The 21,267-nt window shown below is 65.4% G+C and carries 19 protein-coding genes and 4 pseudogenes; 14 read left to right on the top strand and 9 right to left on the bottom strand.

Translation table 11 applies throughout. From position 1 onward, the window contains the following. Positions 1-81 precede the first annotated feature (81 nt). The 7 genes from QP164_RS18550 (at position 82) to QP164_RS18520 (ending at position 5,591) form a co-directional block, all read left to right on the top strand. On the top strand, positions 82-1,086 hold the full coding sequence (locus tag QP164_RS18550; RefSeq protein ID WP_132737677.1) for a PhoH family protein: 1,005 nt from the start codon (positions 82-84) through the stop codon (positions 1,084-1,086). A gap of 50 nt (positions 1,087-1,136) precedes the next feature. Then, positions 1,137-1,391, top strand: coding sequence for a type II toxin-antitoxin system VapB family antitoxin (locus QP164_RS18545; protein WP_333924060.1), 255 nt, complete (start codon positions 1,137-1,139; stop codon positions 1,389-1,391). Then, positions 1,388-1,783: a type II toxin-antitoxin system VapC family toxin gene (locus QP164_RS18540; protein ID WP_333924059.1), complete on the top strand. Its 396-nt coding sequence runs from the start codon at positions 1,388-1,390 to the stop codon at positions 1,781-1,783. The genes QP164_RS18545 and QP164_RS18540 overlap by 4 nt, the downstream gene beginning before the upstream one ends. Before the next feature lie 19 nt (positions 1,784-1,802). After that, positions 1,803-2,312, top strand: a complete 510-nt coding sequence (gene ybeY, locus QP164_RS18535; RefSeq protein WP_333924058.1) for an rRNA maturation RNase YbeY — start codon at positions 1,803-1,805, stop codon at positions 2,310-2,312. Positions 2,313-2,320: 8 nt separating this feature from the next. Further along, complete coding sequence (locus tag QP164_RS18530) at positions 2,321-3,217, top strand: hemolysin family protein (RefSeq protein ID WP_132737665.1); 897 nt, start codon at positions 2,321-2,323, stop codon at positions 3,215-3,217. Between the two features lie 75 nt (positions 3,218-3,292). Next, positions 3,293-3,886, top strand: a complete 594-nt coding sequence (locus tag QP164_RS18525; RefSeq protein WP_333924057.1) for an outer membrane protein — start codon at positions 3,293-3,295, stop codon at positions 3,884-3,886. 286 nt (positions 3,887-4,172) lie between these two features. Next, entirely contained in the window at positions 4,173-5,591 is a 1,419-nt protein-coding gene (locus QP164_RS18520; RefSeq protein ID WP_333924056.1) for a PQQ-dependent sugar dehydrogenase, read from the top strand. Positions 5,592-5,707: 116 nt separating this feature from the next. Here QP164_RS18520 and QP164_RS18515 read toward each other — a convergent pair whose 3' ends face one another. Together QP164_RS18515 and QP164_RS18510 are read right to left on the bottom strand one after the other, a co-directional pair. Next, entirely contained in the window at positions 5,708-5,905 is a 198-nt protein-coding gene (locus tag QP164_RS18515) for a putative signal transducing protein (RefSeq protein WP_056057596.1), read from the bottom strand. Beyond that, entirely contained in the window at positions 5,902-6,462 is a 561-nt protein-coding gene (locus QP164_RS18510) for a pyridoxamine 5'-phosphate oxidase family protein (protein ID WP_277984270.1), read from the bottom strand. The genes QP164_RS18515 and QP164_RS18510 overlap by 4 nt, the downstream gene beginning before the upstream one ends. Before the next feature lie 43 nt (positions 6,463-6,505). On the opposite strand from QP164_RS18510, the gene QP164_RS18505 reads away from it, so the two are divergent. Further along, positions 6,506-6,757 (top strand): type II toxin-antitoxin system CcdA family antitoxin, encoded by a 252-nt coding sequence (locus tag QP164_RS18505; protein WP_333924055.1) that lies wholly within the window; start codon positions 6,506-6,508, stop codon positions 6,755-6,757. Next, a complete protein-coding gene (locus QP164_RS18500; RefSeq protein ID WP_060523792.1) occupies positions 6,758-7,048 on the top strand; it encodes a CcdB family protein in 291 nt (96 codons plus the stop codon). Here the strand turns inward: QP164_RS18500 and tldD are convergent. Both tldD and QP164_RS18490 read right to left on the bottom strand, forming a co-directional pair. Then, the gene (gene tldD / locus QP164_RS18495; RefSeq protein ID WP_277984271.1) at positions 7,045-8,472 is read right to left on the bottom strand and encodes a metalloprotease TldD; all 1,428 of its coding nucleotides are present in this window, start codon (positions 8,470-8,472) and stop codon (positions 7,045-7,047) included. The genes QP164_RS18500 and tldD overlap by 4 nt on opposite strands. An 18-nt stretch (positions 8,473-8,490) precedes the next feature. Continuing rightward, positions 8,491-8,724, bottom strand: coding sequence for a zinc-finger domain-containing protein (locus tag QP164_RS18490; RefSeq protein WP_031393477.1), 234 nt, complete (start codon positions 8,722-8,724; stop codon positions 8,491-8,493). Positions 8,725-8,996: 272 nt separating this feature from the next. On the opposite strand from QP164_RS18490, the pseudogene QP164_RS18485 reads away from it, so the two are divergent. The 3 genes and pseudogenes from QP164_RS18485 to QP164_RS18475 all read left to right on the top strand — a co-directional run bounded on the left by QP164_RS18485 (position 8,997) and on the right by QP164_RS18475 (position 12,737). Further along, positions 8,997-9,934: pseudogene (locus QP164_RS18485) on the top strand (ABC transporter ATP-binding protein). Further along, positions 9,931-11,506 (top strand): annotated as a pseudogene (gene nadB, locus QP164_RS18480) (L-aspartate oxidase). The pseudogenes QP164_RS18485 and nadB overlap by 4 nt, the downstream one beginning before the upstream one ends. Before the next feature lie 118 nt (positions 11,507-11,624). Next, positions 11,625-12,737, top strand: a complete 1,113-nt coding sequence (locus tag QP164_RS18475) for a serine hydrolase (RefSeq protein ID WP_333924054.1) — start codon at positions 11,625-11,627, stop codon at positions 12,735-12,737. Between the two features lie 147 nt (positions 12,738-12,884). On the opposite strand, the gene QP164_RS18470 is transcribed toward QP164_RS18475, so the two are convergent. The 5 genes and pseudogenes from QP164_RS18470 to hflK form a co-directional block, all read right to left on the bottom strand. Then, entirely contained in the window at positions 12,885-14,129 is a 1,245-nt protein-coding gene (locus QP164_RS18470) for a M20 metallopeptidase family protein (protein ID WP_333924053.1), read from the bottom strand. 170 nt (positions 14,130-14,299) lie between these two features. Then, positions 14,300-15,943, bottom strand: a pseudogene (locus QP164_RS18465) (helicase HerA-like domain-containing protein); the annotation flags it as partial. A 110-nt stretch (positions 15,944-16,053) separates the two neighbouring features. After that, positions 16,054-17,610 (bottom strand): Do family serine endopeptidase, encoded by a 1,557-nt coding sequence (locus tag QP164_RS18460; RefSeq protein WP_333924052.1) that lies wholly within the window; start codon positions 17,608-17,610, stop codon positions 16,054-16,056. A gap of 102 nt (positions 17,611-17,712) precedes the next feature. Next, positions 17,713-18,579 (bottom strand): protease modulator HflC, encoded by an 867-nt coding sequence (gene hflC / locus QP164_RS18455; RefSeq protein ID WP_243693216.1) that lies wholly within the window; start codon positions 18,577-18,579, stop codon positions 17,713-17,715. Positions 18,580-18,601: 22 nt separating this feature from the next. Then, positions 18,602-19,711: pseudogene (hflK, locus tag QP164_RS18450) on the bottom strand (protease modulator HflK); the annotation flags it as partial. 70 nt (positions 19,712-19,781) lie between these two features. Between hflK and QP164_RS18445 the strand changes: the two are divergent. Continuing rightward, positions 19,782-20,732, top strand: a complete 951-nt coding sequence (locus tag QP164_RS18445; protein WP_333924051.1) for an Mrp/NBP35 family ATP-binding protein — start codon at positions 19,782-19,784, stop codon at positions 20,730-20,732. 98 nt (positions 20,733-20,830) lie between these two features. Next, positions 20,831-21,262 carry a CoA-binding protein gene (locus QP164_RS18440; RefSeq protein ID WP_132737632.1) on the top strand — a complete coding sequence of 144 codons (432 nt, stop codon included), beginning with the start codon at positions 20,831-20,833 and terminating at the stop codon, positions 21,260-21,262. Positions 21,263-21,267: the final 5 nt, after the last annotated feature.

The raw sequence follows: 21,267 nt of genomic DNA, 5'->3' as shown, positions 1-21,267 counted from the left end.
GGCGCCCCGCTCCTCATCTTCCTTCCAGAGGTTACGGTTCGACGCTTCCAAGCGTAGCCTTTGACATCTCGAAAGGACCGTATGAGCCGTAAACCCGTTCCCGCCCAGTCCGGTGACCGCGCCCGTGTCGAGCTGCTGTTCGACAAGCCCCAATTGCTCGTCCGGCTGTTCGGCCAGTACGACCAGAATCTGGTAGCGCTCGAGAACCGCCTCGGCGTCTACATCACTGCACGCGGGAACAAGATCGGCTTGGAGGGCACCGCCGAACAGGTCGCCAAGGCGCGCGACGTGCTCCACGACCTCTACGCCCGCATCCAGCGCGGAGAGGATGTCGACACCGGCCTCGTCGATGCGTCGATCGCAATGGCCGACGAGCCCGTGCTCGAAGGCATCATCCGCGCCGATGCCGGCGGCGGCGGTGCCCCGCCGATCATGATCCGCACGCGGAAGAAGACGATCGTCCCACGCACGCCAGCGCAGGCGCACTACATGCGCGAGCTTGCCAACAACGACATGATCTTCGCGCTCGGGCCAGCAGGTACAGGCAAGACCTATGTTGCCGTCGCACAAGCCGTGCAGCAGCTCATCACCGGCAGCGTCCAGCGCCTGATCCTCTCGCGCCCCGCGGTCGAAGCCGGCGAACGCCTCGGCTTCCTCCCCGGCGACATGAAGGAGAAGGTCGATCCCTACCTCCGCCCGCTCTACGACGCGCTCTACGACTGCCTTCCCGCGGAACAGGTCGAACGCCGCATCGCCAGCGGAGAGATCGAGGTCGCCCCGATCGCCTTCATGCGCGGCCGTACGCTGGCCGACGCGTTCGTCATCCTGGACGAAGCGCAGAACACCACGCCCGCGCAGATGAAGATGTTCCTCACCCGCTTCGGCCAGAACAGCCGCATGGTGATCTGCGGCGATCCCAAGCAGGTCGACATCCCCGGCGGCGTGGCGGCCTCGGGTCTCGCGGATGCCGTCACCCGGTTGGAGGGCGTCGAGAGCATCTCGATGTGCCGCTTCACCGTCGGCGACGTCGTCCGCCATCCGATCGTCGGCCGCGTTGTCGCGGCTTATGAAGGTACCGATGCTTGATGCACGGGATATCCTGGAGTACATCTTCAGGATATCCCCGGAGTCGGACGATGGCATCGCTCTATATCAAGAACGCCGATACCGCCGATCTCGCGCGTGAGGTCGCTGGGCTGCTCGGCACCAGCAAGACGGCAGCGGTCCACGACGCTCTCCTGCACCGCAAGCGTATGCTCGAAACGGAAAAGCGCGCGAGTATCCATGACCGGTTCGCGGCTTGGCGAGCGGCTCATCCGCTAGGCGAACCGACGGGGTTGGAAGCGGACAGGGCCTTCTACGATTCGCTCAACGACGAAGATGACGATTGATCGCATTCCTGGACGCATCCGCAATGGTTGCGATCATGACGGGCGAGCCCGAAGCCTTCTCCCTCGAGAAGCGATACGGTCAGGCTGACGCGGTACTGTGCTCGGCGATGTCGCTATGGGAAACGGTCCGCGCAATAGCACGCAAGCGCAAGGTTCCCGTTGCCGTCGCGCACGCCGAAGTCGAGACGTTCATGGTCGACTTCGCACTCCGCCTCGTCCCTATCGGCGAGACCGAGACCCGGGAGGCCATCATGGCTCACGAACGCTACGGCAAAGGGAACCACCCCGCGAAGCTCAACATGGGCGATTGCTTCGCCTATGCCTGCGCGAAAACCCATGGTGCGGAACTTCTCTACAAGGGTAATGATTTCGCCCTCACCGATCTCGCCTGATCTCGCCTGAAGGACCTGCATGCTCGAAATCGCGCTCTCTTCCGACGCCCCCTGGCCGGACCACGACTGGGACGCGCTCGCCCTCCGCGCGGCGACGGCAGCGATCGAGCGAACTCCGCATGGCGAGTTGCTGACCAGCGCCGCGACGGTCGAGATTTCGATCCGGCTCGCGTCGGACGACGAAGTGCATACGCTCAACAAGCAATATCGCCAGAAGGACAAGCCGACCAACGTCCTGTCCTTCCCGATGGTCCAGCCCGACCTGTTGGAGACGATCACGCAGAACTCCGACGACGGTGAGGTGCTGCTCGGCGACATCATCCTCGCGCACGGCGTCTGCGTCGCGGAAGCCGCCGAGCGCAATATCTCGGTCGAGGATCATGCGATGCATCTGATGGTGCACGGCACGCTGCATCTGCTAGGCTATGACCATATCGACGACGACGAGGCCGAGGGCATGGAGCAGATCGAGCGCGACACGCTCGCCGCGCTCGGCCTTCACGACCCTTACTTGATAACAGAGGACTGACGACCACGATGGCCGATGGCCCCAATGCCGGTAACGGCGATAGTAGCGACAGTATCTGGCGCGGGCTCAAGGGCCTGATCTTCGGTGCTCAAGACGAGTCTCTCCGCGACCAGCTCGAGGATGCGATCGACCGGCACGAGGGCGACCCCGCCCCCGATGCGAAAGGCGATCTCACCCCGCTCGAGCGCCAGATGGTCCGCAACCTGCTCCACTTCAGTGAGCGCGATGCAGGCGACGTCGGCGTGCCGCGCGCGGACATCATCGCGGTCGAGGAGGACACGCCGTTCGCGGATTTGGTGAAGCTGTTCGCCGAGGCGGGCCATAGCCGCCTGCCGGTCTACCGCGACAACCTCGATACGATCATCGGCATGGTCCACATCAAGGACGTCTTCAACATCCTCGCGACCGGTGCCGAGCATCCGACGTCGATCACGGGGCTGATCCGCGAGCCTCTCTACGCGCCAATGTCGCGCGGGGCGCTCGATCTGCTAGCGGACATGCGCCAGAAGCATGTCCATCTGACGATCGTACTCGACGAATATTCGGGCACCGAGGGTCTGGTGACATTCGAGGATCTGATCGAGGAAATCGTCGGCGAGGTCGAGGACGAGCATGACGAGGCGCCACAGGTTCTGATGACGCCGATTGAAGGCGGCGCCTGGGATGCCGATGCGCGCGCCGAGCTGGAGGACGCGGCAGAGTTGATCGACCCACGCTTGGCAGAGGTAGACGGCGATATCGATACACTCGGTGGCCTCGCCGCGCTGCTGGCCGGACATGTCCCGCAGATCGGCGAGTGCGTCGATCATCCGAGCGGGTGGAAGCTGGAGATCACCGACGCGGACGAGCGCCGCATCAACCGGCTGCGCCTGCATCCACCGGTGATCGAATTGGTCGAAGACTGATCAGTCTCGCTATCCTGTAAACGGCGGTTCATTGCGGCTGGCCAATGATCTCCTTCTCGAAAAAGGGGATCAGCGATGAAGTATGCAGGCGTGATGGCAGCGATGATGGTAGCGAGCCCAGTGTCGGCCCAGGAAGTGGAGCTTCCCTTCACCGGTCCATCGGTGGGTGTCGAGGCCGGACTACTCGAACACCATTTCGTGCTTCAGTTCGAAAACTACGAGAACGACACGCTCGTCGCCAGCTATGATCGCTATTATAGGGCCAGCGGCTTTGGTGGCGGCGTGTTCGCCGGCTATGACATCGCCGCATCCCGCAACTGGCGGCTCGGCCTCGAGATTGCCGGTACCACGGGAGGCCAGGACAACAGGGCGACGTTCGAGACGCTGGTCTACGAACAACGGCCCCAGTTCGGTGTTCGGGGCACGGCGCGTGCCGGCTACGTCCTGACACCGCGCCTCATGGCGTACGGATCGGTCGGCTATGGCGGCAACAGATACCGTATTCGCGATGCGCTCGGTATCGGCGACACGAATAAGTGGGGCAGCAGCTTCGTCGTCGGCGGTGGTGCGGAATACCGTCTCGATCGCCGTTACGGGGTCCGCTTCGACGTCAAACACGTCGACAACCAGACGTGGCAAGCGTTCGTGGGCATGCCGATCCGGTTCTGATCTCCGTCGTGTTCGAGATGCCGGCGGCCTTTTATTCCTCCCCGGCACGGGGAGGGGGACCGCGACGCACAGCGGCGAGGTGGAGGGGGCTCATTGTGAGCGCATCGCCCGTGGAAGCCCCCTCACCCGTCATTCCAGCCAAAGCTGGGATCTCCCGGTTCGGGCCACCGCACCTACCTCATGAATGTCCCAGCTTTCGCTGGGATGACGGACGCGGCGAGCGTTGGGGCGACGGGGAGGTTGCCGTAACCATTGCCCCAACCCCCTCGCCCCCTAATCTCCCCGCATGCGCAAACACATTCTCATCGTCCTTGGCCTGATCCTGCTAGTGATCGCGGCGGGCGTCACCTATGTCGCCTGGCCCGACACAGCGGAACTGTCGGTCGACCAGGTCGCGGGCAAGCTGCCCAAAATCACCGATCCGCGCATCCAGACGATCCCGACCGTCAAGGTCGCCAAGGTCGTCGGCTGGCAGAACGGCGCGATGCCGACGCCAGCCGCGGGCCTGAAAGTCCAGCCGTTCGCGACCGGGCTCGATCATCCGCGCTGGATGTACCGCCTGCCCAATGGCGACGTGCTGGTAGCGGAAACCAACTCGCCGCCGCGCGAAGGCGGCGGGATCACCGGCTGGGTGATGAAGGTCCTGATGGGCCGCGCCGGTGCCGGCGTGCCGTCGGCGAACCGCATCACGCTGCTCCGCGATGCAAACGGTGACGGCGTTGCGGAAACGAAGTCGGTGTTCATGACCGGGCTCAACTCGCCGTTCGGCATGACATTGCTCGACGGCCAACTCTACATCGGCAACACCGACGCGCTGGTCCGCGTCCCCTACACCGACGGCGCGACCAAGATCACCGCCAAACCCGAGCTCGTCATCAAGCTCAACCCCGGCGGCAATCACTGGGCGCGCAACGTCATCACCGCGGCGGACGGCAAGACGCTGTACGTCGGCGTCGGCTCCTCCTCGAACATCGCCGAGAACGGCATGGACGCCGAGAAATACCGCGCGAACATCCTGCAGGTCTGGCCGAAGGACAAGAACTGGCGGATCTACGCCGCGGGCCTGCGCAACCCCAATGGCATGGCGATCAACCCCAAGTCGGGCGGGCTGTGGACCGTCGTCAACGAACGCGACATGCTCGGCTCCGATCTCGCGCCGGATTACCTGACGCAGGTCGAGTTCGGCGATCACTTCGGCTGGCCCTGGTATTATTGGGGTGGCTATCCTGACAGCCGCGTCGAACCAAAGAACCCCGCGCTTCAGCAATATGCGAAGCGTCCCGACTACGCGCTCGGACCCCACGTCGCCGCGCTAGGCCTGACCTTCTCGGCGGATGCGAAGCTCGGCGCGAAATTCGCCAACGGCGCGTTCGTCGGCGAGCACGGATCGTGGAACCGCAAGCCGGTGTCGGGTTACAAGGTGGTCTACGTACCGTTTGGCGATACCGGCTTCCCGGCAGCGAATGCCAAACCAACCGACGTGCTGAGCGGGTTCCTGAACAAGGACGGCGACGCACAGGGCCGCCCGGTCGGCGTCATCACCGACAAGACCGGTGGTCTGCTGGTGGCGGACGATGTCGGCAATGCGATCTGGCGGGTTAGCGCGGGGGCTGATCTCTGCGGAAGGCGGGCAAAGGTCTTGCCCTTTTCCGTCACCCCGGACGTGTTCCGGGGTCCACCGTTCCGCAAACGCGAACCCACGTAGCTTGCTGAACCGTGGATGCCGGAACAAGCCCGGCATGACGGATACCGTCGGTTATTGGAGAGCGCAGAAGTGTTCGCTTAATCTGGCGCCAATTTACTGACGCCTAACGCACTCGCTCACCCCGCTAAAATCCCCCTAGCCTCGTCCAGATCGTCTTCGTCGACCATCACGCGAACCGGGATCAGCAACCAGCTACCCTCCATGATCGACATCCCACCATCGAACGCGATCGCCGGGATGCCTTCGCTCTCGAGCCGCCCGACGATGATATGCGCCTCGTTGCGGCCGTACCGCCCCAGTTCGACGAGGCTCATTCTCCGGCACAGTCCGGCAACACGGTCGCGACTCGCACCGGCAGCCCGTCGATGCTCGTGGTCCGCCCCGCCCATTTCGCCAGCCGCTCGGTCCCCGTCTGCGCTGCGTGATATTTCGACAGCGTCTGGCGCTCGCGGTCCAAAGTCATGAACGGCACGCCCCAACCGCAACTCGTCTGCACCTCGTCGACATCGATCACGAAGATCTGCCGCGTACCCGGCAATGGCATGAACCGCGCGTAAAGCTCGGCCCAGCCGTCATCCTGCGGCAACACCGCACGCCCCTTGCCATAGATGCGGAAGATCAGCGCGGGCTGGTCGAACGCGCAGAACATGATCGTGATACGCCCGTCCGCACCCAGATGCGCGTTGGTCTCGTTTCCCGACCCGCCGACATCGAGATACGCGACCGTCTTCGGATCGAGTACGCGAAAACTTTCCATGCCCTTGGGACTGAGATTGATCCTCGCGCCTTCCGCGGCTGTCGCAACGAAAAATACCGGCTGCCGCGCAACGAACGCGCGATGATCGTCGGTGAGCGCGGGGAAGAAGTCCATCGTTTGGCTCCGAATTGACGCGCATCGTTGACGCGCATACTCTATGCTCATGAAACATGATCCCATCGCAACCGGCAAGCGCAAATCGGTCAATATGTCGCTCGATACCGGCATCGTAGCGGCGGCACGGGAGGCAGGGCTCAACCTCTCCCAGATCAGCGAACACGCTATCAGGCAGGCAACGAAAGTCGAACAGGAGCGGCGCTGGAAGGAAGAAAATCGCGAGGCGATCGAGGGCTGGAACCACTGGTACGAAAAGAACGGCGATCCGCTCGCGCATTTGCGGTCGCTCTGAATGGCACAGTTCGACGTCTACCGCGTCCGCGGCAACGTTCTGGTGATCGATTGCCAGTCTGATCTTCTGGCTGATTTGCCGACCCGCTTCGTGGTGCCGCTTCGCCCGACCGACACCGTCGCACTCAAGAGGCTTACGCCAACCTTCGTTATCGACGGCACGGCACTGACCATGATCACGCCGCTAGCGCGCGCGATCGATGTCCGCGATATCGAAGATACCGTCACTACACTCGACGCAGCACAGTTCGAGATCAAGGCTGCGCTCGATATGTTGATCTCTGGGTTTTAAGCAGCCGTCCCGCCGACCGTCAGTCCGTCGACCAGCAACGTCGGCTGCCCGACGCCTGCCGGTACCGACTGCCCGCCCTTGCCGCAGATACCGATGCCTTCGTCGAGCGCGAAGTCCTTGCCGATGCCGCGCACCTTGGTCAGCGAACTCGGGCCGTCGCCGATCAGCGTCGCGCCCTTGATCGGGGCGCCGAGCTTGCCATCCTCGATAAGATACGCCTCGGTGCAGCTGAACACGAACTTGCCCGACACAATGTCGACCTGCCCGCCGCCGAACGCCTTCGCAAAGATGCCCTTCTTCACGCGGCTCAGCAGCTCGGCGGGATCGTCGTTGCCGGCCTTCATGAAGGTGTTGGTCATCCGCGGCATCGGCGCATGCGCGTAACTTTCGCGGCGGCCGTTGCCGGTCGCCTCGACGCCCATCAGCCGCGCGTTGAGGCGGTCCTGCATATAGCCCTTGAGGATGCCGTCCTCGATCAGCACGGTCTCGCGCGTCGGCGTCCCCTCGTCATCGATCGTCAGGGAGCCGCGGCGATCCTGGAGCGAGCCGTCATCGACCACGGTGACGCCCTCGGCTGCGACACGCTCGCCGATCCGGCCGGAGAAGGCCGATGTGCCCTTGCGGTTGAAGTCGCCCTCGAGCCCGTGGCCGATCGCCTCGTGCAACAGGATGCCGGGCCAGCCATTGCCGAGCAGCACGGTCATCTCGCCGGCGGGCGCGGCGATCGAATCGAGGTTTACGAGCGCCTGCGACAACGCCTCGTCGATCGCGCGGTTATAGGTCTCCGGTTCGAACAGGTCGGTGTAGAGATACCGGCCACCGATCCCGTAGCTCCCCGTCTCCCGGCGGCCGTTCTGCTCGGCGACGATCGAGACGTTGAGGCGAACCAATGGCCGGACGTCGGTCGCAACGAAACCGTCTGCGCGAACGATCTCGACCACCGACCACGTCCCCGAAAGACTGACCGACACCTGCGCGACGCGCGGATCGCGAGCGCGGGCGGCGGCGTCGATCGTCTGGCAAAGGTTCACCTTGTCGGCGAATGGTACGAGGTCGAGCGGATCGGCGGCGGTGTAGCGATGGCGGTTGGTGCCCTGGGGAGGACCAGCCTTGGCGGCGACACCCGGCTCGATCAGCGCCATCGTCTCGGCGGCGCGACGGATTGCGGCGGGGGTCATCTCGTTGGAATGCGCGAACGCGGTCATCTCGCCCGACACTGCGCGCAGGCCGAACCCCGAGCTCGTATCGTACGAGGCGGTCTTCAGCCGACCATCGTCGAAGCCGAATGCCTCGGCCTTGCGATACTGGAGATACAGCTCGCCATCATCGGCCTTGCCGAGTGCCTTGGCGGTCAGCGCCTGCGCCTGCTCGGGGTCCAGGGTATCGCGGTAGAGGAACGAACGGGGGTCTGCTGCTATCGTCATCCGATAGATATAAGCGGCTTAGCGCCCTGCGCCATCCCCGTGATCGCGCAAAGTCGACTGGTCCGCGCCATCGGCCGCACCGCCAACCAGGATGAAGCGCCGGTCGCAATAGCCGCAATCGACATAGCCGGTCTCGTCGATCTGCAACCAGACGCGCGGATGGCCGAGTGCCGCACCGCCGGGAATGTCGGTGGCGCCGTCGCAGGCGACGCGGGCGTGGGTGACGCGGGTGGTTTCGAGCGGCGGATGCATGCGCGGTCGATAGCAAGGGTGCGCGGGCCGGGCAATTGCTTCTTCCCGTGATCCAGAAGGAAGAATGGGTTCACGCGGAGGCGCGGAGACGCGGAGGTGTGCGCTTGTCGCGAAGCGACCTTCCGATCATCTAACGGCGGCACAGATAGTTGCGTCTCCCGACCGATAGGCTGGACGAGGCACCTCCGCGTCTCCGCGCCTCCGCGTGAACAAATCTTCTTTGCAACGCCCGAGGGGATGACCAGCCCGCGACGCCCCGCTATGCCGCTGGCATGACCGAAGCCGCGATCGCCATCAAGAACCTCTGCAAGACCTACGCCCCCGTCGGCACCGCGCCGCCCAAACGCGCGCTCGACGACGTGACGTTCGACGTTCCCCGCGGCCAGATCTTCGGCCTGCTCGGCCCCAACGGCGCGGGCAAGTCGACGCTGATCAACATCCTCGCCGGCCTCGTCAACAAGACCGACGGCAGCGCGGCGATCTGGGGGTTCGACATCGACGAGCACCCGCGCAACGCCAAGGCGTCGATCGGGATCGTCAACCAGGAGATCCTGTTCGACCCCTTCTTCTCGCCCTTCGAGACGCTCGAGATCCAGGCCGGGCTCTACGGCGTGCCCAAGGCGAAGCGCCGCACGATGGAACTGCTCCGCGCGGTACATCTCGAGGACAAGGCGCACGCCTATGCCCGCACGCTGTCGGGCGGCATGAAACGCCGCCTGATGGTGGCCAAGGCGATGGTCCATTCGCCCCCGTCCTCGTCCTCGACGAGCCGACCGCGGGCGTCGACATCGAACTCCGCCAACAGCTCTGGACCTATGTCCGCAGCCTCAACCAGGCCGGCGTCACCGTGGTCCTCACCACGCATTATCTCGAGGAAGCCGAGGAACTCTGCGACCGGATCGCGATCATCAACAACGGCCGCCTGATCGCGAACGAACCGACGCGCGAACTCGTCGGCAAGGCGCAGGAGAAGATCGTCGCGGTCACCGTCGATCGCGACGTGACCGACATCCCCGCGAACGCCTGCTTCCAGAAGATCAACCTGAAAGGCACTCGCACCCTCGAAATCACCTATTCGAAGGACCGGGTAAACGCCGGCGAAGTCCTCGCCGCGATCCAAGGCAGCGGCTTCGGCATCGTCGACGTCTCGACCAAGGAACCCGATCTCGAGGACGTCTTCCTCAGCCTGACCCGCGCCGCCAACGCATGACGAGCGACATCCTGATCGTCGGCTCGGGCGCCGCAGGTCTCACCGCCGCGCTCAACCTCGCCGACCGCTTCAAGGTCACGGTGCTGGCGAAGGGCGCGCTCAACGAAGGCTCGACCGCCTGGGCGCAGGGCGGGATCGCCGCCGTGCTCGAACCCGGCGACACGTTCGAGAACCATGTCGAGGACACGATGGTCGCCGGCGCCGGGCTCAACGACCGCGCGATCGTCGAGATGGTCGTCGAGGGTGCCCCCGCCGCGATCGAGCGCCTGACACGTCTCGGCGTACCGTTCGAGACCGAAGGCAATGCGCTCCACCTGACCCGCGAAGGCGGCCACTCGCACCGCCGCATCGTCCACGTCGCCGACGCGACCGGATGGGCGGTGCAGGAAGCGTTGCAGAAGGCCGCCGAAGCACATCCGAACATCACCCTCGTCCCCGACCAGATCGCGATCGACCTCGCAACCGGCCGCCACGAGGAACGCTATTCGGGCTCGGGCAACGTCTGGGGGGTCTACGCGGTTGACCGCAAGACCGAACGCGTCGCGCTCTACACCGCGCGCGCGACGATCCTCGCGACCGGCGGCGCAGGACGGACATACCTGTTCTCGACCGCCCCGCGCGGCGCGACCGGCGACGGTATCGCGATGGCGTGGCGCGCGGGCGCCCGCGTCTCCAACATGGAGATGATGCAGTTCCACCCGACCTGCCTCTACAATCTGGAGGTCAAGAATTTCCTGATTACAGAGGCAGTTCGCGGCGAAGGCGGGCGGTTGATCAATCCGTCAACCGGCAAGCGTTTCATGACCTATTACGACCCGGCGCGCATGGAACTCGCCCCGCGCGATATCGTCGCGCGCGCGATCGACGCCGAGATCAAGCGCTACGGGCTCGACTACGTCCATCTCGACATCAGTCACATGCCGGCCGAATTCATCCGACACCATTTCCCGAATATCCACGAGAAGCTGCTCGGTCTCGGCATCGACATGACCAAGCAGCCGATCCCGGTTGTCCCGGCGCAGCATTACACCTGCGGCGGCATCGTCATCGACGAGCACGGCAAGACCGATCTGCCCGGCCTGTATGCCGCGGGCGAGTGCACCGAATCCGGCCTGCACGGCGCCAACCGCCTCGCGTCCAACTCGCTACTCGAATGCTTCGTGTTCGGCGAAGCGGCGGCGGACAGCATCGCCGCGAACTGGGACACGCTCCCCGCCCCCGCCGATCCGCCCGTGGGACGAAAGCCGCGTCACCGACTCCGATGAAGAGGTCGTGATAAAGCAGACTTGGACCGAAATCCGCCGCTTCATGTGGAATTACGTCGGCATCGTCCGCACGACGAAACGCCTCGAACGCGCGCAACACCGGATCAAGCTGCTCAACGAAGAGGTTGCCGAATATTACCAGCATTTCCGCGTCACGCCCGACCTGATCGAACTGCGCAACCTGCTCCAGACCGCCGAGTTGATCGTCCGGTCCGCGCTGCACCGGCACGAAAGCCGCGGGCTGCATTTCACGCTCGATTATCCCGAGACACTGCCGGACGCGGTCGATACGGTTCTCGTTCCCTGATCGCCGCGCGATTGGGCGCACCGTCGGCGCGCTTCGTCGCAGCGCCGCTTGGCCGCTGTTTCGCGCGCCGGATCAACGGATAAGGGTCGATGCTTCAGTGCAGGGCGTTCCATCGATCATGACATCCGCGAGTGCGTTCAAGCGTCTTTTGACCACGACCCTGTTCGGCATGGCGCTCGCCGGATGCGGATCGGCGTCGCGGCCAAGCCCGCCCGCAGTCGGGCCGGTGCATCAGGCCGAGGGGTTCGTGTCGATCCCGGTGCCACCACCGCTGCCACGCGCGCTGCGACCCGCGCCGGCGAGCCTGGTCAACGCGATCTCCGAATTGCAGAGCGGCTTCCAGGGCAAGGCTGGCATCGCGGTGCGTGCGGTCGACGATGGCTGGACGGTCGAGGCCGGCGGGCGTCAGTTGCTGCCGCAGCAATCGGTCAGCAAGCTTTGGGTCGCGATGACCGTGATGGACCTGCGCGACCAGGGCAAGCTGCGTCTCGACGAACCGATCGTCGTCCGCTCGCAGGATCTGACGCTCTTCCACCAGCCGATCGCGATGCTGGTGAAAGGCGACGGGTATCACACCACGATCAACGACCTGCTGACGCGTGCGCTGACGCACAGCGACAATACCGCGAACGACCGGTTGCTGGCGCGGGTCGGCGGGCCGTCGGCGGTGCGGTCGATGATCGCGCGGAAGCAGCTCGGCGCAATCCGGTTCGGGCCGGGCGAGCGGCTGTTGCAGAGCGGCACCGCTGGGCTCGTCTGGCAGCCGTCCTACGCCGTCAACGGCGGCTTCATGACCGCACGCAACCGATTGTCCCCGGCGGTGCGTGAGGCCGCGCTGAATGCGTATGTCCGCAATCCGCCCGACGGTGCGGCGCCGATCGCGATCGCCGATGCGATTGCGCGGCTGGCGAAGGGGGATATCTTGTCGGAGACCTCGACCAAGATCCTCCTCGACACAATGGGGCGTTCGGTCACCGGTCGCGCCCGGCTTCGTGCGGCGCTCCCCGGCGGCTGGGAGATCGCGCACAAGACCGGCACCGGGCAGGACCTGGGTCGCCGCAATGCCGGCTTCAACGACGTCGGGCTGCTGACTGCGCCAGATGGGCGGCGGTATGCGATCGCGGTGATGATCGGGGATACGATCAGGCCAATGCCGGAGCGGCAGCGGCTGATCCAGGCGGCCGCGGCCGCGGTCGCGAAGTATGCGGCGACCACGCGGCCTTCGCACTGAGATCAGCGGTATCGGGGCGAATGAACTCCACCCTACCGTCATCCTGACGAAAGTCAGGACCCAGGATCACGGGCGATACCGTATCCGGCTCTGGGTCCTGACTTTCGTCAGGATGACGGAATAGTAGGCGTTATCTACCGAACACTATCAGTCGAACCCGTTCGACAGAAACCGCTCCGCCACCGCGCAGTGCATCGCGATGCCATGCGCCATCACACGCTCGTCGATCGTCATCTTGGTATTATGAAGCGGCGGGTTGGTACGCGGATCGCTGCCCTCGGGCGCCGCGCCGATGAACGCCATCGCGCCGGGAAGTTTCTGGAGCACGTACGAGAAGTCCTCCGCGCCCATCATCGGCGGCATGACCTGATACGCGCCCTCGCCGCCGATCGCAGTCGCGCACGCCTTCATCAGGTCGGTTGCGCGTTCGTCGTTGACGGTGACCGGATAGCCTTCCTCGATCGTCGGCGTGCCGACAGCGCCGTGCGCGGCGGCGATACCTTCGACCATCCGGACGAACGCCGCGCGGACCTGCTCGCGCGTACGCTCCGATAGGGTGCGCATCGTGCCCAGCATCTCGACGGTCGACGGGATCACGTTGTGCGCGCTGCCGGCGTTGAGCTTGGTGATCGACAGGACGGCGGGGTCGGTAACCGCCACCTGCCGTGCGACATACGTCTGCAAGGCCGTGACGATCTCGCAGGCGATCGGCAGCGGATCGAGGCAGTCGTGCGGCATAGCCGCGTGTCCACCACGCCCGGTGATCGTCGCGCGCAACGTGTCGGTCGAGGCCATCAACGTGCCCGCGCGGCTGACGACATGGCCCATCGGCATGTTGGGCGAGATGTGCAGCGCGAAGCCCGCCTCGGGCAACGGCGAGTCGAGCAGGCCATCGGCGATCATATGGCGGGCGCCGTGATGGCCCTCCTCGCCGGGCTGGAACATGAAGACGACCGTGCCGGGAAGCTCGTCGCGTCGAGCGCACAGCGCCTTGGCCGCGCCGACCAGCATCGCGGTATGCGAGTCGTGCCCGCAGGCGTGCATCGCGCCATCGATTTTCGACGCGAACGGGAGACCGGTTTCCTCCTGCATCGGCAGCGCATCCATGTCGCCGCGGAGCAGGACGGTGCGGCCGTTGCCGCCGGCATTGCCTGCGCGGCCACCGCGTAGGATCGCGACGAAGCCGGTGGTGGAAGTGCCTTCGCGGATTTCGAGCGGGAGACCGGCGAGCGCTGCCTTCACCTTGTCCGACGTGCGCGGGCAGTGAAGGCCGACTTCAGGATCGGCGTGGATCGCGCGGCGGAGCCTGATCGCGTCGTCCAGACTATCTTCGCCGACGGCAGTCCAGTCGGTCGGGGCCCAATCGGCGGCGGATTCGAAATCGAGGGACATCGGGAACTCCTGTCTAGTATTTGAGCCCCACCCCGGCGGAGGCCGGGGCCCAGTTGGGGAACAGCGGTAACGGCGGACGGCGCTCCGTTACATCGACCTCGCCAATTGGGCCCCGGCCTTAGCCGGGGTGGCGTTTGTGTGGGGCAGCCCGCCCCCGATCGCTGAGGTAGTCTACCCCGGAAGAGGCCGCCTAACACCCCGCGCAACACGGTGCCGACCAGACCACCGCTCGACGACGACCGGCGCGACTTGGTGCCGAAGACCTGCTTGCCGATCTCGTTGGCGACCTGACGGCCGATCGACGAGCTGGCGGCGCGCGTCGCCGACGATGCCATCTTGGTCCAGGGCGAGTTGGCCGTCTCGCGGTCGGCTTCACGCTGCTGGCGATCCGCCTCGCGCTGGTCCGCGATGCGCGCGCGTTCCGCCTCTTTCGCCGCCTTCGCATCGAGCTTTGCCTGCGCCGCCGCAGCCTTCTCCGCCTCGGTCGTCGCCTTTGCCTCGGCGGCAGCAGCGCTCGCCTCCTGCGTCTTAGCGGCCAGCAATTCCTCCGCCGACTCCCGATCGACCAGCGTGTCGTATTTCGCACCGATCGCATCGGTCTCGATCATCACCTTCCGCTCGGCCGCCGTGATCGGGCCGACGCGCGAGGCAGGCGGCTTGATCAGCGTGCGCTCGACCGGCGTCGGCGCGCCATCGGCCTGAAGCAGCGACACCAGCGCCTCGCCGACCTTCAGCTCGGTGATAATCGTCGCGACATCGACGCCGGGGTTCGCCCGGAACGTCTCAGCCGCCGAGCGCACCGCCGCCTGATCGCGCGGGGTGAACGCGCGCAACGCATGCTGCACGCGGTTGCCGAGCTGCCCCGCCACCGTGTCGGGAATGTCGATCGGGTTCTGCGTGATGAAATACACGCCCACCCCCTTCGAGCGGATCAGGCGGACTACCTGTTCGATCTTCTCCAGCAGCGCCTTAGGGGCCTCGTCGAACAGCAGATGCGCCTCGTCGAAGAAGAAGCACAGCACCGGCTTGTCGGGATCGCCGACCTCGGGGAGATGCTCGAACAGCTCGCTCATCAGCCACAGCAGGAACGTCGCGTAGAGCTTCGGCGAGGCCATCAGCTTGTCGGCGGCGAGGATGTTGACGACGCCCCTGCCCCGGTCATCGACGCCGATAAAGTCGTTCATCTCGAGCGCCGGTTCGCCGAAGAAATTCTCCGCACCCTGCGTGCGCAACTGAAGCAGGGAACGCTGGATCGCGCCGATCGACTGCTTCGAGACGTTACCGTACGTCACCGTCAGTTCGTCCGCGCGGCCCGCGCATTCGGTCAGCATCGCTTGAAGATCATCGAGGTCGATCAGCAGCAGCCCCTCCTTGTCAGCGACGTGAAAGGCGATCGTCAGAACGCCCTCCTGCACCTCGTTGAGGTCCATCAGCCGCGCCAGCAGCAGCGGCCCCATCTCGCTGATCGTGGTGCGGATCGGATGGCCCTGCTCGCCGAACAGATCCCAGAACTGCACCGGATTGTCGGCATAGGCCCAGCTGTCGTCGCCGATCGCGTTGGCGCGCTCGGCAAACGTCGCGTGCGTCTTCGCGGTCGGCGACCCGGCCATCGCTAGGCCCGACAGGTCGCCCTTCACGTCGGCGACGAAGCACGGCACGCCGTTCGCGGAAAAGCCGTCGATGATGCCCTGCAACGTCACCGTCTTGCCGGTACCGGTCGCGCCCGCGATCAGGCCGTGGCGGTTGGCGCGCTTCAACTCCAGCGTCTGCGGCTTGCCGTCCACGCTCGCGCCGATGAAGATGCCGTCGGTCATGGGTCTCGTCCTTTGTATCCGGAGCCGACCCTAACCCCGCGCGCCGCAAAGAAAAGGACCGCCGCTCGGGTGAGCGACGGTCCTTTCACATCAGTCGTGTCGGTCGTGGATTACTTGATCTTGACCGGCAGGAACTGCGCCGGGCTGCGGCCACGCTTGACCTGCAACAGGACCTGCGGGCGACCGGCGGCCTTGGCGACGTTGACCGCGTTCTGGACGTCGACCGCAGTGCGGACGGGCGTGCCGTTGACCGAGATGATGACGTCGCCGCGCTTGAGCTTGCCGAACGCATCGCTGGTCGGTGCGACCACGGCGATCACGACGCCCTGCGTGTTCGTCTCGACACCGACCGCCTGCGCGATCGCCGGGGTCAGCGGCTGGACGCCGATCCCGAGCGCTGCACCTGCCGTCGGTGCGGCGGGGGTGGCGGAATCGTCGCCATCATCGCCGTCATCGGTGCCAAAGCCCTGCGCGTCGCCACCCAGCGTCGCGGCCAACTTGTCGGCGCTCGGACGTGGCACGACGACCACGTTGGCGACCACCGGCTTGCCGTTGCGCAGGATATCGAGACGCGCGGTCTGACCGGGCTTCACGTTCGAGACGAGGTAGGACAGCGACTGGTCGACGGTGACGACCTGGCCGTTGACCTTGGTCACGACGTCGCCTGCGCGCACGCCGGCCTTCGCCGCCGGGCCGCCTGCGGTGACGTCATTGATCAGTTCGCCCTGGTTCTTGGCGATGCCGAGCGCCGCGGCGGTATCCTCGTTGATCGTGCCGCCGGGCTGGAGCTGGACGCCGATATAGCCGCGCTCGATCGTGCCGCCTTTCATGAAGGTGGCGATGATCGGCTTGGCGACGGCTGCGGGGATCGCGAAGCCGATGCCGATATTGCCGCCCGACTGGCTGAAGATCTGCGAGTTCACGCCGATCACGTTGCCGTTAAGATCGAACATCGGGCCGCCCGAGTTGCCCTGGTTGATCGAGGCGTCGGTCTGGATGAAGCGGTCATACGCGCCGCCCTGGCCGGTGACGCGGTTGATCGCCGAGACGATACCCGCGGTCACGGTGCCGCCGAGGCCGAACGGCTCGCCGATCGCGACGACCCAGTCGCCGACGCGGGCGCCGTTCGAATCACCGAACTTCACGAACGGCAGGTTGGCCGCGTCGATCTTCAGCAGCGCGAGATCCGATTCCTGATCCTTGCCGATGACCTTGGCGACATATTCCTTCTTGTCGCTGAGCGTCACGGTAATCGAATCGACCGTCGCGCCCTGCGCGCCCGGCGAGATCACGTGGTTGTTCGTGACGACATAGCCATCCGGCGAGATCAGGAAGCCCGAGCCGAGCGAGGCGCCTTCGCGCTTCACCGGCGCGCCACCCTGGCCGCCGCCGCCCATGCCGCCGAACAGGTCGCCGAACGGCGTGCCCGCGAACGGATTGGTCTGCTGCTTCTGGACGATCGTCTGCTTGGTCGAGATGTTGACGACCGCGGGCTGGAGCCGCGCGACCATGTCGGCGAAGCTCATCGGCGCGCCGGGTTTCGGCGAGACCGCCTGGATCGCGCCGGGTTCGTTCTGCGCAACCTGCGCGCCGCTCGGCTGGAGCGCGAGCGTCGCGGTCGCGCCGCCGAGGAGAAGAGCACTGGTAATGGCGTAGGCGTAACGCACTAGATGTTGTCCTCTCGTTTCATCAATCGAAACAGGTGGCGCTTAGCCACACCGTCCTGAATGATGCTTGAATATGAACAGGGGTTCAAAGGTTCCGCAGGCTCAACGCCCGCGGCCCTCGAATTCCCGTAGATAGCTGTTGTTCGGCGAAAGAATGATCGATGTCGAACCGGTCGGTGCCGTACCGCCATCTGCGCCGAACGTGTGCCGATACGACTGCATCGCGCGGTAGAAGTCGTAGAAATCGGCGTCCTTGCCGAAGCTCTCGGCATAGATCTTCGCCGAATCCGCATCGGCCTGTGCACGGACGATCTGCGCCTGCTTCTGGCCCTCGGCACGGATCGTGATCGCCTCCTGCTGGCGTGCGCTCGACATGCGCTTGAGCGCGCTTTCGAGCGGCAGACCGACGGGGAGGTTCGCCTGCTTGATGCGGACATCGACGATCTCGACGCCGTACTGGCTGGCGACGCGCTGGAGACCCTTCTGGATGTTGTCCATCAGCTCGGACCGCTCGGGGCTCAGCAATTCGACGAAGCGGCGCTTCCCGAGTTCGTTGCGCAGCGCCGAGCCCAGGATCGGGCGCAGCTGATCGGGAATCCGGTCCTCGCTACCGACCGCATTTCGCATCTTCCGCGGATCGACGATTCGGTAACGCGCATAGGCATCGACCTCGAGCCGAAGCTGGTCGGTCGACAGCACCAGCGTGTTGTCGAGTTCGAGATCCTGCACGCGCTTGTCGATCCAGACGATCCGGTCGACGAACGGAATGCGCGCGATCAGGCCCGCGCCGGTCTGGCCGAACGCGGTGTTGGGCTGCCACGCGTTGACCGTGCGGATCGGCTGGCCGAAGCGCAGGATCACCGCCTGCTTGGTCTCGGGGACGATCGCAAAGGTCGATGCGGCGAGGATCACCAGCAGCAGCGCGACGATGCCGGCGACGATCGGATTGCGGAAACTCACGGCGTTCACTGATCGGCTCCAGACTGGGGGCAGCCGCCGCCGCGGCAGGCGCTGGCGTCGACTGGACAGCCTCCGGGTTCGGCAAGCGCTTGGCGTTCGACAGCGGCAGATACGGTACCACCCCGCCCGGCGTCTCGACGATCGTCTTGTCGCTTTTGGCGAGCACCGCCTCCATCGTCTCGTAATACATACGGCGGCGCGTCACTTCGGGGGCGAGCTTATACTGCTCATACACCTTGTCGAACGACGCGGCCTCACCGTGCGCGCGCGCCACGACCTGTTGCGCATACGAGCGAGACTGGTTGAGATTGGCGATCGCCTCCTGCTGCGCGGCGGTGACCGCGTTGAAGTCCTCGACGATCCGTGCTGGTGCTGCGGCCTGCTTGATCGCGACGCCCTGGATACGGACGCCCGACTTATAGTCGTTGAGGATCTGCTGGGTCAGTTCGGCGACGCGCTGTTCGATCGTGGTACGACCGGTGCCGATCGCCTGATCGAGCGTCGTCGTCGCGACTACCGCGCGCATCGCGCTCTCGGCAGCGGCACGGACGGTGTCGTTCGGCTCGGCAAGCTGGAACACGTAATCGCGCGGGTCGGAAATATCCCAGCGCACCGAATATGCCAGATCGATGATGTTCTGGTCGCCGGTCAGCGTCAGGTTCTCGCCATCCCCGACGGGGAAGTTATCGGTGCGGATCTTCTGCACGTCGACCACCGTCACGTCGGCGATCGGCGCCGGCATCGTCAGGCGAACGCCCGGATCGAGCGTACCCGCGTATTTGCCGAAATAGGTGACGACGCCGCGCTGCTGCGGACCGATCTGGTGGACCGAGGTGAACAGGATCCAGACGACCGCGATGATCGCGACGCCGATCGCCCAGAGCGCACGGGCGTTGGCGCCCGACGGCAAGCCCCCGAAGCCGCCATTGCCGCCGCCACCGCCGCCGCCCGATCCGCGTGCTTTGCGCAGAAACTCGTCGAGCGCGGTCGGTTTGGCAGCAGGCTTGCGGCCACCCGGAGGTTGCGCCCAGGGATTGCGAGGGCCGCTATTACCGTCGTCGCCCGAGCCGCCCCAAGGGCCTTTCGGTGTTTCGGTGGCGAGGATATCGGGGCGCCGGAACCAGCGCGAGAAGATCGTCATACCAACCTTTATAGGTGTGCGGCGGCGGAAAAACAGTGCCAAGCGGCCTTAGCGGCCCTATCTGGTCCGCATGATCGACATCGAAGGCGTAAAGGCGGCGGTTGCCGCAGTGGCAGGCAAGCGGGCGACCGTCCGGATGGAAGGCGCGCGAGCCGGCATTATCATCGATGCGACCGGGCTCGACCCGCAGGCGCGCGATGCGCTGGAGGCGACCGTGCGGATGGCGGCGACGCAACCCGGTGTGTCCGAAGTGCGGATCGCGGTAACCGCGGAACGCTCGACGCGCCGGCTGATCGCAGTCGCCAGCGGCAAGGGCGGCGTCGGCAAATCGACGCTCGCCGCCAACCTCGCGATCGCGATGTCCCGCGCGGGTCGTCGCGTCGGGCTGGTCGATGCCGATATCTACGGACCATCGCAGCCGCGGCTGATGAACGTCGAGGGCACGCGCCCAACCGCAAAGGACAAGGTCCTCGACCCGGTCCCGACCCCGTACGGCGTACCGTTGCTGTCGATGGGCCAGCTCGTCGAGCCGGGCAAGGCGATCGCGTGGCGCGGGCCGATGGCGGCGGGTGCGCTCGGTCAGTTGGTCGAGGCCGACTGGGGCGTGACCGATACGCTGGTGCTCGATCTGCCGCCCGGCACCGGCGACGTCCAGCTGACGATGGTCCAGAAATACCGGCCGGCGGGGGCAGTGATCGTCTCGACCCCGCAGGATCTCGCGCTGATCGACGCACGCCGCGCGATCGACCTGTTCGAGAAGGCCGGCATCCCGATCATCGGGCTGGTCGAGAACATGGCCGGCTATATCTGCCCGCATTGCGGCGAGGCGTCGGACCCGTTCGGCAATGGCGGCGCCGAGGCGGCGGCGCGCGAACTGGGCATCCCGTTCCTCGGCCGTGTGCCGCTGACGATCTCGATCCGCACGGCGTCTGACGCGGGGACACCGCCAGCTTCGAATCCCGACGATACGGTGTTCATGCCGATTGCGGCTCAGGTCGTCGCATGGCTCGGAAAACTGTGAAACTCGCGGGCCTGATCTACGTTGTCTTATTACCGGTCGTACCGAGTGGCCTTCTGCCACGGTACGAGCGGACCAGGTTTCCCTCATAGGAGGCATCGATGCCCTTGACCGCCGATGCCGATATCAAGGCCTTGCTCGAAGGTGCTCGGACGATCGCGATGATCGGCGCCTCCGACCGCCCGGATCGCCCGTCCTACGGCGTCATGGCCAAGCTTCAGGCGCACGGCTACCGCGTAATCCCGGTCAATCCGCAGATCACCGGCGAGCATGTCCACGGCGAATTCGTCTTCCGCGACCTGTCGCAGCTGGGCGACCCAATCGACATCGTCGACATCTTCCGTAACTCGGCAGCAGCCGGTGAAGCTGTCGACCAGGCGATTGCGGCGGGTGCAAAGGCCGTGTGGATGCAACTCGGTGTCATCAACGAAGAAGCGGCAGCGCGCGCCGAAGCTGCAGGGCTGCAAGTTGTGATGGACCGCTGCCCGGCGATCGACATTCCCCGACTCGGAGTCGCCAAGATCGAGCAATGACGCTT

Source organism: Sphingomonas sp. LR59, assembly GCF_036855945.1.
Taxonomy (GTDB): Bacteria; Pseudomonadota; Alphaproteobacteria; order Sphingomonadales; family Sphingomonadaceae; genus Sphingomonas.
Note: the sequence above shows the minus strand (reverse complement) of the source record. Positions and strands in the feature narration are given on the sequence as shown.

What these genes read in the sequence shown, in the direction of transcription:
- QP164_RS18515 (WP_056057596.1), bottom strand. Translation starts at nt 5,905, where the DNA reads ATGAGCCTCGTCGAACTGGGGCGGTACGGCCGCAACGAGGCGCATATC.
- QP164_RS18550 (WP_132737677.1), top strand. Translation starts at nt 82, where the DNA reads ATGAGCCGTAAACCCGTTCCCGCCCAGTCCGGTGACCGCGCCCGTGTC.
- tldD (WP_277984271.1), bottom strand. Translation starts at nt 8,472, where the DNA reads ATGACGATAGCAGCAGACCCCCGTTCGTTCCTCTACCGCGATACCCTG.
- QP164_RS18490 (WP_031393477.1), bottom strand. Translation starts at nt 8,724, where the DNA reads ATGCATCCGCCGCTCGAAACCACCCGCGTCACCCACGCCCGCGTCGCC.
- QP164_RS18525 (WP_333924057.1), top strand. Translation starts at nt 3,293, where the DNA reads ATGAAGTATGCAGGCGTGATGGCAGCGATGATGGTAGCGAGCCCAGTG.
- QP164_RS18520 (WP_333924056.1), top strand. Translation starts at nt 4,173, where the DNA reads ATGCGCAAACACATTCTCATCGTCCTTGGCCTGATCCTGCTAGTGATC.
- ybeY (WP_333924058.1), top strand. Translation starts at nt 1,803, where the DNA reads ATGCTCGAAATCGCGCTCTCTTCCGACGCCCCCTGGCCGGACCACGAC.
- QP164_RS18445 (WP_333924051.1), top strand. Translation starts at nt 19,782, where the DNA reads ATGATCGACATCGAAGGCGTAAAGGCGGCGGTTGCCGCAGTGGCAGGC.
- QP164_RS18500 (WP_060523792.1), top strand. Translation starts at nt 6,758, where the DNA reads ATGGCACAGTTCGACGTCTACCGCGTCCGCGGCAACGTTCTGGTGATC.
- QP164_RS18440 (WP_132737632.1), top strand. Translation starts at nt 20,831, where the DNA reads ATGCCCTTGACCGCCGATGCCGATATCAAGGCCTTGCTCGAAGGTGCT.
- QP164_RS18505 (WP_333924055.1), top strand. Translation starts at nt 6,506, where the DNA reads ATGCTCATGAAACATGATCCCATCGCAACCGGCAAGCGCAAATCGGTC.
- QP164_RS18475 (WP_333924054.1), top strand. Translation starts at nt 11,625, where the DNA reads ATGACATCCGCGAGTGCGTTCAAGCGTCTTTTGACCACGACCCTGTTC.
- QP164_RS18470 (WP_333924053.1), bottom strand. Translation starts at nt 14,129, where the DNA reads ATGTCCCTCGATTTCGAATCCGCCGCCGATTGGGCCCCGACCGACTGG.
- QP164_RS18545 (WP_333924060.1), top strand. Translation starts at nt 1,137, where the DNA reads ATGGCATCGCTCTATATCAAGAACGCCGATACCGCCGATCTCGCGCGT.
- QP164_RS18510 (WP_277984270.1), bottom strand. Translation starts at nt 6,462, where the DNA reads ATGGACTTCTTCCCCGCGCTCACCGACGATCATCGCGCGTTCGTTGCG.
- QP164_RS18530 (WP_132737665.1), top strand. Translation starts at nt 2,321, where the DNA reads ATGGCCGATGGCCCCAATGCCGGTAACGGCGATAGTAGCGACAGTATC.